The sequence below is a fragment of the Rhizobium sp. BK313 genome, from assembly GCF_014193655.1.
In the GTDB taxonomy this organism is placed as follows: Bacteria; Pseudomonadota; Alphaproteobacteria; order Rhizobiales; family Rhizobiaceae; genus Rhizobium.
This window is the reverse complement of the sequence record NZ_JACHZQ010000001.1, coordinates 2,089,748-2,103,225: the sequence shown is the minus strand read 5'-3', so window position 1 is coordinate 2,103,225 and position 13,478 is coordinate 2,089,748. Positions and strand designations below refer to the sequence as shown.

Here is a 13,478-nt window from a genome sequence, read left to right as displayed (position 1 = left end):
CAAATAAAAAGCCTGGGTCGCGAGACCCAGGCTTTTTCATGTTCGCAGCGATGCGAAGGCTTGAATCAAGCTTCGTCTTCGGCGTTGCCGTCAGCTTCCGGATCGAAGAAGTCTTCCGGACGCAGCGCATCTTCGTCGACGCCGTAGATAGCGTCAGCGGAGGTGAGCATTTCGCCCTTGGACTGACGCTCGGCCTCTTCAGCGGAACGGGCAACGTTGAGCTCGACGGTGATTTCGACTTCGGCGTGAAGTGCGATCGCAACATTGTGCAGGCCGATGGCCTTGATCGGCGTGTTCAGGTGAACCTGGTTGCGGCCGATGTTGAAGCCCTCCGCTGCGAGGATTTCAACGACGTCGCGAGCGGCGACCGAACCGTACAACTGGCCGGTTTCGCCAGCCGAGCGAACGACGATGAAGGACTTGCCGGCGAGAACGTCGGCGACCTTCTGAGCTTCGCTCTTGCGCTCGAGGTTGCGAGCTTCGAGCGTAGCGCGCTCGGATTCGAAGCGGGCCGTGTTGGCAGCGTTGGCGCGGAGCGCCTTGCCGAGCGGCAGCAGGTAGTTACGGGCAAAGCCGTCGCGGACCTTGACCACTTCGCCCATCTGGCCGAGCTTGGGGACGCGTTCGAGAAGGATGACTTGCATTTTGTTGTTCCTTTCTTTTTCAGATTTTCGTGTCTGGTTGTTTAGGGGTATCGGCGTTCTTGTTCGGGGTCAGTGCGATCGCCTTGCGCGTATCGGAAAGACCGAGGATGAGGATGACTAAGGCGGGCACCGTCAGCATCAGCGACGTCAGGTAGCAGAGGATGAGCACGGGTATGCGCCAGTCCTTGCCGCGGGTGCGGTAATGCAGCGCTGCGAAGCCGGAGACCAGGAATCCGGCGCCAAAGGCACCAAGAGCGGCAGCGCCGATCAATGCCGGGATGCCGCCAAAAAAGACGGCGACGATGGCAGCGAGGAAGACGAAGATTGCATTCCGGTTCATACGCAGCGCCGATGGAATGTCTTCGCGCGGACGCAGATTGCGGCTCGATGCCGCAACGATGCGGATGGCGATGTAGTAGGCGGCCAGCAGCATCAGGACCCAGACGATGCCCCAGACGACGGGAACGGCGTAGAGCATCAAGGATTTCGTCTTGGCGACTGCCTCCGGATCGAGCTGCAGGGTGGGCTGCTGGTCCTTCATGACCGTGACATAGAGATCGACGACCTGGCCGACCAGTTCGGTGCCGTAGCCCATGATCGCGCCGACGATGACGATGACCGCAGTCGCAAGGCCGCAGAGATGCAGCATGATGTCCGATAGCGGATACCAGGCGATCAAATGGTCGGGACCGCCGAGTTCGGAGGCCGGACGTGCAAGATTGGCAAGGTGGCTGAGCCAGGCTGGGACCAATGCCAACAGCACGGCGAAAAGCCCGAATGACAGAGAATAACCGACTGCGCCGACAATGCCAGCCGTCACGACAGCGGTGATAACAGCGATATTGCCCCAGCCGAGGCCGACAATGAGGATCGGAAGGGCGGAAAGCGCACCGAACAGGATGAACATCAACGGCTGCACCGTCGCGCCATACACAAGTAGGGCGGCGGTAAGACCGGCAAGGGCGCCGATGGCCAGCACTTTCGGGTTCAACTTTTTCACGTCGCTGTCCTGCTTCGCATCGAGCAGTTAGAGGATGCTTCCGACACTCCAGTCTGAAAGCGGTCCCCAACATGGGGTTTAAGGTTCCGATCCGCGCCCACCGCGGAAGGGAGAAGGGAAGGCATGACTGCCTTCCCCTAGATCATTGAGCGCCGGTCGCGATTAAGCGACGACGTAGGGCAGCAGGCCGAGGAAACGGGCGCGCTTGATCGCCTGGGCGAGTTCGCGCTGCTTCTTCTGGGAAACGGCCGTGATGCGGGACGGAACGATCTTGCCGCGCTCGGAAATGTAGCGCTGCAGAAGACGGACGTCCTTGTAGTCGATACGCGGCGCATTGGCACCCGAGAACGGGCAGGTCTTGCGGCGGCGATGGAACGGACGGCGGACCGGTGCGGAAGAAACTTCAGACATCTCTCAAATCTCCTTATACGCGATCTTCGCGCGGACGGCGCGGACGGTCGTCGCGGTCGCCACGATCCGGGCGCGGACCACGGTCACGGTCGCCGAAACTGCGCTCCGGACGGTCGCCATCGCGGCGTGGACGGTCGTCGCGGTCGCGCTTCTGCATCATGGCGGACGGGCCGTCTTCGTGCTTTTCAACAGCGATCGTCATGTAACGCAGGACATCTTCGCTGATGCGCATCTGACGTTCCATTTCCTGGACGGCAGCGGCCGGTGCATCAATGTCCATCAGGGCGTAGTGAGCCTTGCGGTTCTTCTTGATGCGGTAGGTGAGGGACTTGAGGCCCCAGTTTTCGATACGCCCGACTTTACCGCCGTTAGCTTCGATGACACCCTTGTACTGTTCTACGAGGGCATCGACCTGCTGAGCGGAAATATCCTGTCGGGCAAGGAATACATGTTCATAAAGAGCCATGGATAGCTTCGCCTTTCTTGCGTTGATCTGAACCCGATATTCGGCGGCTAAGCCTCAACGACTGCTCCTGAGAGGGATGACCCCAAGCAAGAAAAGCGTTTCCGAGACGGTCGAGAGCGGAGACACGGGAGGCTGGAACGCTTCCGTTCCGACGATTTTCACAGAAGAAAACCGGCCCTCCGTTCAGCCACCAGCCAGAAGACCGGGTTGCGAACAGGGCGGCTTATACGGATTTTTCTGGGAAAGGCAAGGGGAGGAGGCAAATTGCGCTGTTTGACACAGACATGCTTGCCTGACCCATCGGCCGGCAGGCTCAATCCTCCGGCAAGGTGAAGACGGCGCAGGGGGCGGCGATACCGCGCAATGGGTGCTCGCCCAATGAGATCAAAGTGGTTGATGTCTGCGTCGCCACCGCGCCCGAGATCAGCACACTGCGGCCCAGGGGCTTGCACAGCCCTTCGAGCCGGCTGACCAGATTGACCGCGGGACCTATGGCGGTAAAGTCCAGCCGGTCGGCTGCGCCGATATTGCCCCACAACATCTCGCCGAAATGCAGTGCCGCACCGAAGGGCAGCGGCGGCAGCCCCTGCGCCTGCCGCACCGTATCGAGATGGGCCATGCCGGCGCGGGCGGCGGCGACCGCACGCAGCGCCGCCTCGCAGGCGTCGCCCGGCGCGCCGGTAACCGGGAAAATCGCCAGCACACCGTCACCGATGAACTTCAGCACCTCGCCCCCGAAAGCGTGCACCGCCCCGGCAACGCGGTCGAACCAAGCATCCAGAGCGGCGATCATTGCCGTTGGTTCCGTCGCCTCGGACAGGGCGGTGAAGTCGCGCAGGTCGGCACAGAGCAGCGCAGCGCGGATGGTTTCCCCAGTGCCGCGGCGCAGCGCGCCGGCTTGTACCCGGGCGGCGCTGCGCCGGCCGAGATAGGCCTCGAGCAGCGCTGCCAGCGCCGCCTGTGCGGCCAGGGCACCTAGGGGCGCTGCGGCGAAGCGCGCGGCCTCGCGCAGCCGGCCGGTTTCGGCGGGACCGAATGGCCGGGTCCCGGCCCAGCCCAGCACCGGGCTGTCCGCCGCCGAGCCGACCGTGTCCTCCTGCATCGGCCCAAGCCCGGCTAGCCAGTCGTGTCCTGCCTGGCTGGGCGGCCCGCCGGCGAAGCCCAGGGACTCGATCACCGTCCCAGTTTCCGCCCGCCATAGCCAAATGCGCCGGGCGATGATCGGATGCGGCACCGCCAGCGACAGGGCTCCGCCGGCAAGCGGCAGGCCGTCGGCCAATAGTCGGCCGCCGAGTTCGGCCAGAAATCGTTCAGGGCCGGCCGAAGTGCCGGCTTCATCAACCAACCAGGCAAGAGGGGTGGGTAAATCCATGCCTCGATCATGCCACGGCGGCCCCAGGCTGTCATCCGCCGCAGGGATGGCGCATATGTCTGTGATGAGAGGCGACACCTACAGTGAAGCCGTGGGACTGCCGCCATAACAATGGCCCCTTCACGTCGAGCCATATTCCGGACGCACCGTCCAATCGTCGATGCGACTGCCTTCGCAACGTCTGCGACCGAGCGTTTGCCTTGAAGCTGCAATTGGCTCATGGCCGAAATTTCGGGAGCGGAAAGCAGTCAGGTTCTGCCAGCCCAAGGGTCCGGACCCGGGTTACGCCCGGCGGCAGCCTCGGCCAGCCGTCCGATATAATGAGCCCACCCTTCAGCATGGCCGGCACATTGCTCGGCATTGGGCAGGCCGGTGTGGGTCAGGCACAGCAGCGTTCCGTCCGGCTGCTCGATCAGATCGATCTCGACCAAGCTCGACCCCGGTGGGACCACCTCGCTGCCGTCCCAGCCGAAGCTGTAGGCGAGGCGGTGTACTGGCACCACCTCGCGAAAGGAACCGCGAGCGAAGCGAGCGCCGGTGACGTTGACGAGATACAATCCTTCAGGCTTAGGTTCGACCTGCGCCTCCGTTCCCATCCAGCGCAAAATTTTCTCCGGATCGGTCAGGAGGGCGAACACCGCGGCAGGCGGGGCTGGGATGTGTCTTTCTTGGCGGACGACGATGGGCTCTGGCATCGGTCTCTCCTATGGTTGACATGGCCTGTCCCACCTGAGGCAGAGGAGGACGGGCGCATCCAATCCTACTCTATCGTAGGATGTCCCCATGCTACAGCATGTAGGCGGAAGCTTGTCCTGAGCAAGAGCGCCGTACGGCGCTTACGATGGCATCGCTGGGGGAAGATGATCGCTGATCGCCGTGTACTCGATCTTTAATGTTCGCAACGGGTGGAGAAGCTGGCACTATCGTGAGCAATCCTAACACGCAGCACCGGAGGATACCCATGGCGACGCCAGAACGTCCATCCTGCATCTTTCATTGGCGTGAGATCGAGCAACCGGACGACACGCATTATGATGAAGATGACGAGCTCATGAGCATCGGCGCGCCTTTCGGCAGGTATCTCGGACTGAGGAAGCTCGGCATCCATCACGAAAGATTGCCGCCCGGCCGACGCACTTCCTTTCCACACGCCGAAAGCGCGGACGAAGAATTCGTCTACGTCATCGAAGGCGAGCCCGATGTCTGGTTGGACGGTCATCTCCATCGGCTGAAGCCAGGCGATGCCGTCGGGTTTCCTGCCGGTACAGGGCTCGCGCATAGCTTCCTCAACAACACCGAGACCGAAGTACGACTGCTCGTTGTGGGCGAACGGACCAAGCCCGAGAACCGCGTCTTCTATCCGCTCCATCTCGATCGCAGAGAGCTGCACCCTGATTGGTGGAACGATCATCCGACGCACGGCCTGGGGCCTCACGACGGAATGTCGGACCTAGTGCGTATCGCGAAGTCCCGACTAAAGGACAAATAGGTTCCTGGAGGGCGAACTGCTGCCGGCTGTCGCCCAGATAACGGAAATCGAACCGCAGGCAACGACACATCACCGCGGCAAAGGCAGCACGTTAATCTCGATGAGGCTCATAGTTTGGCGAAAGCGACGCCTTTCCAAATCCAGCCAGCCTCCAAGGCGGCCTTCTGTAGTGGCTTCCTAATTTCGTCGGTGATTGAAAGAATATTCGTAGATGACGCCGAACGATCCGTCTTCGCGGAAACCGATTTCCTTCCCGAAACTCTTTTCCCATGTTTGACCGCGAAATGCCTGCGCGGTGAGCGCCATCGTTGGAATGCCTGCCCGCCATTCGACCGACCATTCCTGGTCTACCGCACGGACTTCCGCCTTTGTCTCGTCGAAACGCATCAGCACCTTGAAAAGACGCTCAATCCCGGCTTTTGCAAAAACCTCATACCATTGGGCATCGACAATCTTCCATTCCGCGACAATATCCACGCCCTCTAGAGCACCGTCGCGGACCAAGTAAGGCGCCGTATCCCGGTTGATCGAGAGCAGGCTATCGCGAAGCGCGGAGACGGGTTGGCGAGGTACTCCCTTTGCCGGATATTTCTTTCCTGTCAGCAGGTCCCAAAAGCCCATGTTTTCTTTCGACTGTCAGTGGTGATCGAGTGAGGCACATGTCAGCGACTAGTATTCGTTGCGTTGGCCGTTTCAACTTTCATTTTTGGGAGGATCCCTCGCAAAGGGGATTTGAAAGGCAAAGACATCCGACGGTCCTTGCGCCTTGCCGTAGCGGCAAGGCGCTTTCATTGGATGTTACATCGGCAGAGGATACAGCCGGTGTACCTTTTCGATCTCGGCAATCGCTTCTTCCGGCAATGTGACATACGCCGAAGCGATGTCGGTTTCGAGCTGGGCCATCGAGGTCGCGCCGATGATGACGGAGGTCATGAAGGGCTTGGTCAGGCAATAGGCGAGCGCGAGCTTTGCCGGGTCCAGTTGATACTTGGCTGATATCTCCAGATAGGCCTTGACCGGCGGTTCCTGCAACGGCTGCAGGCGGCCGCCGATATCGGTGTTGATCGAGCCGCGCGAGCCGGCCGGCCGTGCGCCACCGACATATTTGCCGCTGAGAATGCCGCCGGCGAGCGGCGAATAGGCGAGCAGGCCCACATCTTCGTGATGCGACAGCTCGGCGAGATCGAGGTCGAAGTGCCGGTAGAGCAAATTGTATTCGTTTTGCGTCGAGACAACACGCGGCAGGCCCTTTTGCTCGGCGATCGTCAGATATTTCTGGATGCCCCAGGTCGTCTCGTTGGAAAGGCCGATAGCGCGGATCTTACCGGCCTTCACCAGCTCGCCCATCGTCTCCAGGATTTCGGCGATGTTGGCGATCGCCTTTTCGCGGTCCTGGGTGAAGGGGTTGTAGCGCCAGTTCTGGCGGAAATGGAAATGGCCGCGGTTCGGCCAATGCACCTGATAGAGATCGATATAATCGGTTTTCAGCCGCTTCAGGCTGCTGTCGATCGCCGCACGGATATTGACGGCATCCGCGCCCTGGCCGCCGCGCAGATAGTCGCGGCCGGGGCCGGCGACCTTGGTGGCGAGCACGATGTCCCGGCGCTTGCCGGTCTTTTCGAACCAGGTGCCGATATATTCCTCGGTGCGGCCTTGAGTCTCCGCGCCAACCGGCGTCGTCGGATACATTTCGGCTGTGTCGAAGAAATTGATGCCCTTGTGGAGGGCATAATCCATCTGCTCGTGCGCTTCGGCCTCGCTGTTTTGCGTGCCCCAGGTCATCGTGCCCAGGCAAATCTGCGAAACGGAAATATCGGTGCGGCCTAAATTCTTATACTTCATGGGGGAACCTTGATGCTGGCAGGAAAAGTCGTATGGAAAAGGTCGCGCAAATCTATGCGGGAAATGAGCAAGCGCAAGAAGAAAATCGAGACTTCTCGCATATGCAAAAGGCAGTGACTGCAGGGTCTGTGCTATTGACTCCACCGCAAACAATGTCATTGGGAAGCGAAACGACCCCGAAGGAAGCCTAATATAATGACTGTTGCTTTCACATTTCCCGGCCAGGGTAGCCAGACCGTCGGCATGGGCAAGGATCTCGCCGACAATTTCGCCGAAGCGCGTGCCGTCTTCGAGGAAGTCGATGAAGCGCTCGGTGAAAAGCTTTCTGACATCATCTTCAACGGGCCCGAAGATAAGCTGACGTTGACTGCGAATGCTCAGCCGGCTCTGATGGCCGTATCGATCGCCGTCATGCGCGTTCTCCAAGCGCGCGGCCTCGATCTGAAGAGTAGGGTTGCCTATGTTGCCGGTCATTCGCTTGGCGAATACTCGGCGCTTTGTGCCGCCGGCACTTTTTCGCTCGCCGATACGGCGCGGCTGCTGCGCATTCGCGGCAATGCCATGCAGGCGGCAGTTCCCGTAGGCGTCGGCGCAATGGCGGCGATCATCGGCTTGGAACATGCCGATGTCGTTGCGGTGTGCACTGAAGCTTCGACCATCGGCGCCTGTCAGATTGCCAACGACAATGGCGGCGGTCAGATTGTCATTTCCGGCGAGAAGGTTCCGGTCGAAAAGGCTGCCGAGCTTGCGACCGCCAAGGGTGCCAAGCGCGCCATCCTGCTGCCGGTGTCCGCACCCTTCCATTCGTCGCTGATGGCGCCCGCCGCCGACACTATGCGCGCGGCCTTGGCAGACGTTGCGAAATCCAATCCGGTCGTGCCTGTCATCGCCAATGTTCGCGCGGCTCCGGTAACGGACGCCGGTGAGATCGCCAATCTGCTGGTCCAGCAGGTTACGGGCCAGGTGCGCTGGCGCGAGACGGTGGAATGGTTCGCCGCCAACAATGTGACAACATTGTATGAAATCGGCGCTGGCAAGGTGCTGACGGGTCTAGCCCGGCGCATCGACAAATCGGTGAATGGCATCGCGGTGAATTCGACCGCCGATATCGATACTGCGCTCGCTGGCCTGCTTGGCTGATACAGAAATTAAGGAACGAGGGAAACCACATGCTTGATTTGACCGGCCGCAAGGCCCTGGTAACCGGTTCTTCCGGTGGCATCGGCGAAGAGATCGCAAGGCTGCTGCACAAGCAGGGCGCCATCGTCGGCCTGCATGGCACGCGCGTCGAGAAGCTCGAGGCTCTGGCCGCCGAACTTGGCGACCGCGTCAAGATCTTCCCGGCCAATCTTTCCAACCGTGACGAAGTCAAGGCACTCGGCGTCAAGGCGGAAGAGGAACTCGGCGGCGTCGACATCCTCGTCAACAACGCCGGCATCACCAAGGACGGCCTGTTCGTGCGCATGAGCGACGAGGACTGGGATAGCGTCCTGGAAGTCAACCTCACCGCCGTTTTCCGGCTGACGCGAGAGCTGACCCATCCGATGATGCGCCGCCGCTATGGCCGCATCATCAACATCACGTCCGTCGTTGGCGTCACCGGCAATCCTGGCCAGGCCAACTACTGTGCCTCCAAGGCCGGCATGATCGGCTTCACGAAGTCGCTGGCGCAAGAGATCGCGACGCGCAACGTGACCGTCAATTGCGTCGCTCCCGGTTTCATCGAGAGTGCCATGACCGGCAAGCTGAACGACAAGCAGAAAGAGGCGATCATGGGCGCCATTCCCATGAAGCGCATGGGCAACGGTGCCGAAGTCGCATCCGCCGTTGGCTATCTCGCTTCCTCGGAAGCAAGCTACGTCACGGGCCAGACGATCCACGTCAATGGCGGCATGGCAATGATCTGAAAAAGGAAAAGTCTCTTGGGGGGGACTTTCCCCTCCAATAGCATGTTGAGCAACCTGGAAGCGGCGATTTTCTGGCTTTGCGACAGACTTAAACCGTGTTAAGCGGGCCATGACTGTGATCAGTCGTCCCGAAAATGCAGACGGACTGGGCCGCGTGTACGACGGCCGGGCCGGATCTCAAGGCCGGGTTGAACGGGTTTGCCAGCGGAGCCAATGCAGGCTCTGCAGGCTTGAACAGGGTAGGGATGTCACACGGCATTCTGATCAGGACATAAATAAGGTCGAGGAAACCGACATGAGCGATATCGCAGAACGCGTAAAGAAAATTGTTATTGATCATCTTGGCGTCGACGCCGACAAGGTTGTTGAAAGCGCAAGCTTCATCGACGACCTGGGCGCGGACTCGCTCGACACGGTCGAACTGGTCATGGCCTTCGAAGAAGAATTCGGCGTTGAAATCCCCGATGACGCTGCCGACTCGATCCTGACGGTCGGCGACGCGGTAAAGTTCATTGAAAAGGCCCAGGCCTAATCATTTGCGCTTTGTGACGGGCGGGCTCTCTGAGTCCGCCCTATTTCGTCCGGCAGGGTCGGGCGAGCTATATTCATACGCATGGCATGATAAAAAGACGGGGGTCTGCGGGCGATGAGACGTGTCGTTATCACGGGTACCGGCATGGTATCACCTTTGGGCTGTGGCACGGAGGTGTCCTGGTCACGCTTGATCGCTGGACAAAACGGCGCGCGTCTCGTGACGGAATTCGAGGTCGAGGACCTCGCCGCGAAGATTGCTTGCCGCGTTCCGGTCGGTGATGGCAGCGACGGCACTTTCAATGCCGACGACTGGATGGAGCCGAAGGAACAGCGAAAGGTCGATCCTTTCATTATTTTCGGTATGGCTGCCGCCGATATGGCGCTGCGCGATGCTGGCTGGCATCCGACATCCGATGAAGACCAAATTGCAACCGGCGTCATGATCGGCTCCGGCATTGGCGGCCTGGAAGGCATTGTCGAGGCCGGCTATACGCTGCGTGACAAGGGCCCGCGCCGGATCTCGCCCTTCTTCATTCCGGGGCGTTTGATCAATCTCGTTTCCGGCCAGGTCTCGATCCGCCACAAGCTGCGCGGCCCGAACCACGCCGTCGTCACGGCCTGCTCCACCGGCGCACATGCGATCGGCGATGCGGCCCGGCTCATCATGCTCGGTGATGCGGACGTCATGGTCGCCGGCGGCGCCGAGGCTCCGGTTTGCCGTATCGCGCTCGCCGGCTTTGCCGCCTGCAAGGCGCTCTCGACACAGCATAACGACGATCCGCATAAGGCTTCGCGTCCCTATGACCGCGACCGTGACGGCTTCGTCATGGGCGAGGGCGCAGGCATCGTCGTGCTGGAAGAGCTGGAGCACGCCAAAGCGCGCGGAGCCAAGATCTATGCCGAAGTGGTCGGCTATGGCCTCTCCGGCGACGCCTATCACATCACCGCGCCGTCCGAGGACGGCGAGGGCGCGTTCCGGTGCATGACGTCGGCCCTGAAGCGTGCCGGCCTGACACCGGCAGATGTTGACTATATCAATGCGCATGGCACCTCGACCATGGCCGACACGATCGAGCTCGGCGCTGTCGAGCGGCTGGTCGGCAATGCTGCCTCGACGATTTCGATGTCGTCGACCAAGTCAGCGACCGGCCATCTTCTGGGAGCCGCCGGCGCAATCGAGGCGATCTTCTCGACGCTTGCCATTCGCGACAATATCGCGCCGCCGACGCTGAACCTGGATAATCCGGAACGGGAGACGGCCATCGATCTCGTTCCACATAAGGCCCGTAAGCGGGACATTAATGTTGCACTATCGAATTCCTTCGGATTCGGCGGTACGAACGCATCACTTGTCCTGCGTCGCTATGAGGCATAAAAACAGCGCATAATTCCGAAAAGCGGGAGTGCTTTTCGGCAAGGCTGTACGCCATCCTTGAATGTTACTGCGTCCTTTGCGTGCCCCGTGGGAAGCGACGCAGTAATGTCTGATCGGTCGAAAGCGGATCCTCGCCAGGCTCCGCTTTATCTTCTGAACCTGCTTTTTGCCGCATTGCTTGGCCAAAGAGCAGGCAACGACAAAATGAAGGGATTGCCGGTGAGCGATACGAACCAGAACAACGGAACTCCGAACGGGCAGAAGGGGCCGATCATCCCGAAATCGGCCAATGAAGCTCTGCGTCCGGAGCGTGTTCCGGATCCGCCGAAGCGCTCCCGCAAAGCCCGTAGCCAAATGGTGATCTTCCTGAACTTTCTGATGACGCTGGTCGTCTTCGTCATCGTTCTGGCGATCATCGGCACGTACTACGCCATTTCAGCCTACCAGAGCCCTGGGCCGTTGACGACCAACACCAATTTCATCGTGCGTAGCGGCGCTGGCCTCGCCGAGATATCGAGCCGGCTCGAAGCCAGCAACATCATTTCCGATGCGCGCATCTTCCGCTATCTGACGGCAACCCATCTGCACAACGGCGAGACGTTGCGGTCCGGCGAATACGAGATCAAGGCCGGCGCTTCCATGAAGGATATCATGGAGTTGTTGAAATCCGGCAAGTCGATCCTCTATTCGGTTACCTTGCCGGAAGGGCTGACCGTACGACAGATATTCAACAAGCTGCAGGCCGATCCGGTGCTGGAAGGCGATCTGCCCTCGGCCTTGCCACCGGAAGGCAGCCTGGAGCCAAATACCTATAAATTCACACGTGGCGCAAAGCGCACGGAGATCATCGATCAGATGAAGGCAGCGCAGGAAAAGCTGGTCGATGAGATATGGGACAAACGCGATCCGTCACTGCCGCTGACGAATAAGCAGGATCTGGTCACGCTGGCATCGATCGTTGAAAAAGAGACCGGGCTTGCGGATGAGCGCGCCCATGTGGCGTCCGTCTTCCTCAACCGTCTCGGCAAGGGCATGCGCCTGCAATCCGACCCGACGGTTATCTATGGGCTCTTCGGCGGTGACGGCAAACCGGCCGATCGCCCAATCTACCAATCGGATCTCAAAAAAGAGACGGCCTACAATACTTACATCGTCAGGGGCCTGCCGCCGACGCCGATTGCCAATCCGGGCAAGGACGCACTGGACGCGGTTGCCAACCCCTGGAAGACACAGGACCTCTATTTCGTTGCCGATGGTACGGGCGGCCACGTCTTCGCTGCGACGCTCGAGGATCACAATGCCAACGTCAAGCGCTGGCGCAAGCTCGTTGCAGAAAAGGGCGAGGACCCCAGTGCAATCGCCGTTGATGGTCAGCCGGACGATAGCGGCGCCGCTGCCGCCCCTGCCTCCGGCACACAACAGAAAAAGAAGACGAACTGATCTTTGCTGCGCCGTACTTTTGATCGGGCGCTCGGCGAAGTCTCACCTTGCATTGGTCCATGTCCCTTTGATTTTGAAGGGATTTTGGATGTGAACTATCGGAGGCTTGCATGGTATTGCAGTCCATGACCGGTTTCGCCCGGCGTGAGGGAACAAGTGGGCGCTCTCGCTGGGCATGGGAGTTGCGATCGGTCAACGGCAAGGGCCTGGATTTCCGTCTGCGCCTCCCGCCGGGACTGGAGCGCCTGGAAACCGACGTACGCAAGCTCATCACCGACAGGTTCTCGCGTGGCAATCTGCAGGTCGGCCTCTCCTTGTCCGTCGATGAAAGCCGCGTCGAAGCAGTCGTCAATCAAGACGCGCTGGCGACGGTGCTGGCGCTGCGCGGCCAGCTTACCGGCGTTATCGATCCTGCGCCGCTGCGCCTGGACACGCTGCTCGCCATCCGTGGCATAGTTGAGTTCAAGGAAGCCGAGGAGAGCGAAGAAGCGCTTGCCGCGCGCGATGCCGACATCATGGCGGGTCTCGAAGCCGCGCTCGTCGATCTCAGCGATATGCGGCGGCGGGAAGGGCAGGCGCTCGGCCAAATCCTGCTGGGCCACGTCGCCGTCATCGCGACGCTGACGACGACAGTGGAGCGTGATCCGTCACGTTCGCCGCAGGAGATCGCTGCGAGGCTGGGGGCGCAAGTTGCCATGCTTCTCGACGGAACTTCCGGCCTGGATCGTGACCGGCTGCATGCCGAGGCCGCTCTCATCGCCACCAGGGCCGATTTGCGTGAGGAGATCGACCGGCTGAAGGCGCATGTGGCGGCGGCTCGCGATCTTATCGCCAAGGGCGGGCCGGTCGGCCGCAAGCTTGATTTCCTTGCACAGGAATTTAACCGGGAATCGAATACTATCTGTTCGAAGTCGAATGCCGCAGCGGTTACCGCCGCCGGCATCGAATTGAAAGTGGTCATCGACCAGTTCCGCGAACAGGTCCAGAATTTGGAGTAA

Annotated in this window: 16 protein-coding genes; 8 read left to right on the top strand and 8 right to left on the bottom strand. The window is 60.4% G+C overall.

Annotation, left to right across the window (positions count from 1 at the left end):
- Positions 1 to 65: 65 nt before the first annotated feature.
- The 6 genes from rplI to FHT86_RS10040 all read right to left on the bottom strand — a co-directional run bounded on the left by rplI (position 66) and on the right by FHT86_RS10040 (position 4,588).
- Entirely contained in the window at positions 66 to 644 is a 579-nt protein-coding gene (gene rplI, locus FHT86_RS10065) for a 50S ribosomal protein L9 (RefSeq protein WP_133706659.1), read from the bottom strand.
- A gap of 19 nt (positions 645 to 663) precedes the next feature.
- Positions 664 to 1,644 carry a DUF2232 domain-containing protein gene (locus FHT86_RS10060; protein WP_133706658.1) on the bottom strand — a complete coding sequence of 327 codons (981 nt, stop codon included), beginning with the start codon at positions 1,642 to 1,644 and terminating at the stop codon, positions 664 to 666.
- Between the two features lie 162 nt (positions 1,645 to 1,806).
- Positions 1,807 to 2,055 carry a 30S ribosomal protein S18 gene (gene rpsR, locus FHT86_RS10055; protein WP_004122103.1) on the bottom strand — a complete coding sequence of 83 codons (249 nt, stop codon included), beginning with the start codon at positions 2,053 to 2,055 and terminating at the stop codon, positions 1,807 to 1,809.
- Between the two features lie 13 nt (positions 2,056 to 2,068).
- A complete protein-coding gene (gene rpsF / locus FHT86_RS10050; RefSeq protein WP_133706657.1) occupies positions 2,069 to 2,521 on the bottom strand; it encodes a 30S ribosomal protein S6 in 453 nt (150 codons plus the stop codon).
- Between the two features lie 313 nt (positions 2,522 to 2,834).
- On the bottom strand, positions 2,835 to 3,893 hold the full coding sequence (locus tag FHT86_RS10045) for an adenylate/guanylate cyclase domain-containing protein (RefSeq protein WP_133706656.1): 1,059 nt from the start codon (positions 3,891 to 3,893) through the stop codon (positions 2,835 to 2,837).
- Between the two features lie 248 nt (positions 3,894 to 4,141).
- On the bottom strand, positions 4,142 to 4,588 hold the full coding sequence (locus FHT86_RS10040) for an SRPBCC family protein (RefSeq protein WP_133706655.1): 447 nt from the start codon (positions 4,586 to 4,588) through the stop codon (positions 4,142 to 4,144).
- Positions 4,589 to 4,854: 266 nt separating this feature from the next.
- On the opposite strand from FHT86_RS10040, the gene FHT86_RS10035 reads away from it, so the two are divergent.
- Positions 4,855 to 5,382 carry a cupin domain-containing protein gene (locus FHT86_RS10035; protein WP_133706654.1) on the top strand — a complete coding sequence of 176 codons (528 nt, stop codon included), beginning with the start codon at positions 4,855 to 4,857 and terminating at the stop codon, positions 5,380 to 5,382.
- A gap of 177 nt (positions 5,383 to 5,559) precedes the next feature.
- Here FHT86_RS10035 and FHT86_RS10030 read toward each other — a convergent pair whose 3' ends face one another.
- Both FHT86_RS10030 and FHT86_RS10025 read right to left on the bottom strand, forming a co-directional pair.
- Positions 5,560 to 6,003, bottom strand: a complete 444-nt coding sequence (locus FHT86_RS10030) for a hypothetical protein (RefSeq protein WP_246779420.1) — start codon at positions 6,001 to 6,003, stop codon at positions 5,560 to 5,562.
- Positions 6,004 to 6,180: 177 nt separating this feature from the next.
- On the bottom strand, positions 6,181 to 7,224 hold the full coding sequence (locus FHT86_RS10025; RefSeq protein WP_133706653.1) for an aldo/keto reductase: 1,044 nt from the start codon (positions 7,222 to 7,224) through the stop codon (positions 6,181 to 6,183).
- Positions 7,225 to 7,256: 32 nt separating this feature from the next.
- On the opposite strand from FHT86_RS10025, the gene FHT86_RS10020 reads away from it, so the two are divergent.
- From FHT86_RS10020 to FHT86_RS09990, 7 genes are all read left to right on the top strand, one after another.
- Complete coding sequence (locus FHT86_RS10020; RefSeq protein ID WP_166656777.1) at positions 7,257 to 7,415, top strand: hypothetical protein; 159 nt, start codon at positions 7,257 to 7,259, stop codon at positions 7,413 to 7,415.
- Positions 7,416 to 7,419: 4 nt separating this feature from the next.
- A complete protein-coding gene (gene fabD, locus FHT86_RS10015; RefSeq protein WP_133706652.1) occupies positions 7,420 to 8,364 on the top strand; it encodes an ACP S-malonyltransferase in 945 nt (314 codons plus the stop codon).
- Between the two features lie 29 nt (positions 8,365 to 8,393).
- Positions 8,394 to 9,131, top strand: a complete 738-nt coding sequence (fabG, locus tag FHT86_RS10010; protein ID WP_133706651.1) for a 3-oxoacyl-[acyl-carrier-protein] reductase — start codon at positions 8,394 to 8,396, stop codon at positions 9,129 to 9,131.
- A 295-nt stretch (positions 9,132 to 9,426) separates the two neighbouring features.
- Positions 9,427 to 9,663, top strand: coding sequence for an acyl carrier protein (locus tag FHT86_RS10005; RefSeq protein ID WP_003547058.1), 237 nt, complete (start codon positions 9,427 to 9,429; stop codon positions 9,661 to 9,663).
- A gap of 114 nt (positions 9,664 to 9,777) precedes the next feature.
- Positions 9,778 to 11,040: a beta-ketoacyl-ACP synthase II gene (fabF, locus tag FHT86_RS10000; RefSeq protein ID WP_133706650.1), complete on the top strand. Its 1,263-nt coding sequence runs from the start codon at positions 9,778 to 9,780 to the stop codon at positions 11,038 to 11,040.
- Between the two features lie 219 nt (positions 11,041 to 11,259).
- Entirely contained in the window at positions 11,260 to 12,480 is a 1,221-nt protein-coding gene (gene mltG, locus FHT86_RS09995) for an endolytic transglycosylase MltG (RefSeq protein WP_133707124.1), read from the top strand.
- A 110-nt stretch (positions 12,481 to 12,590) separates the two neighbouring features.
- Positions 12,591 to 13,478 (top strand): YicC/YloC family endoribonuclease, encoded by an 888-nt coding sequence (locus tag FHT86_RS09990; protein ID WP_133706649.1) that lies wholly within the window; start codon positions 12,591 to 12,593, stop codon positions 13,476 to 13,478.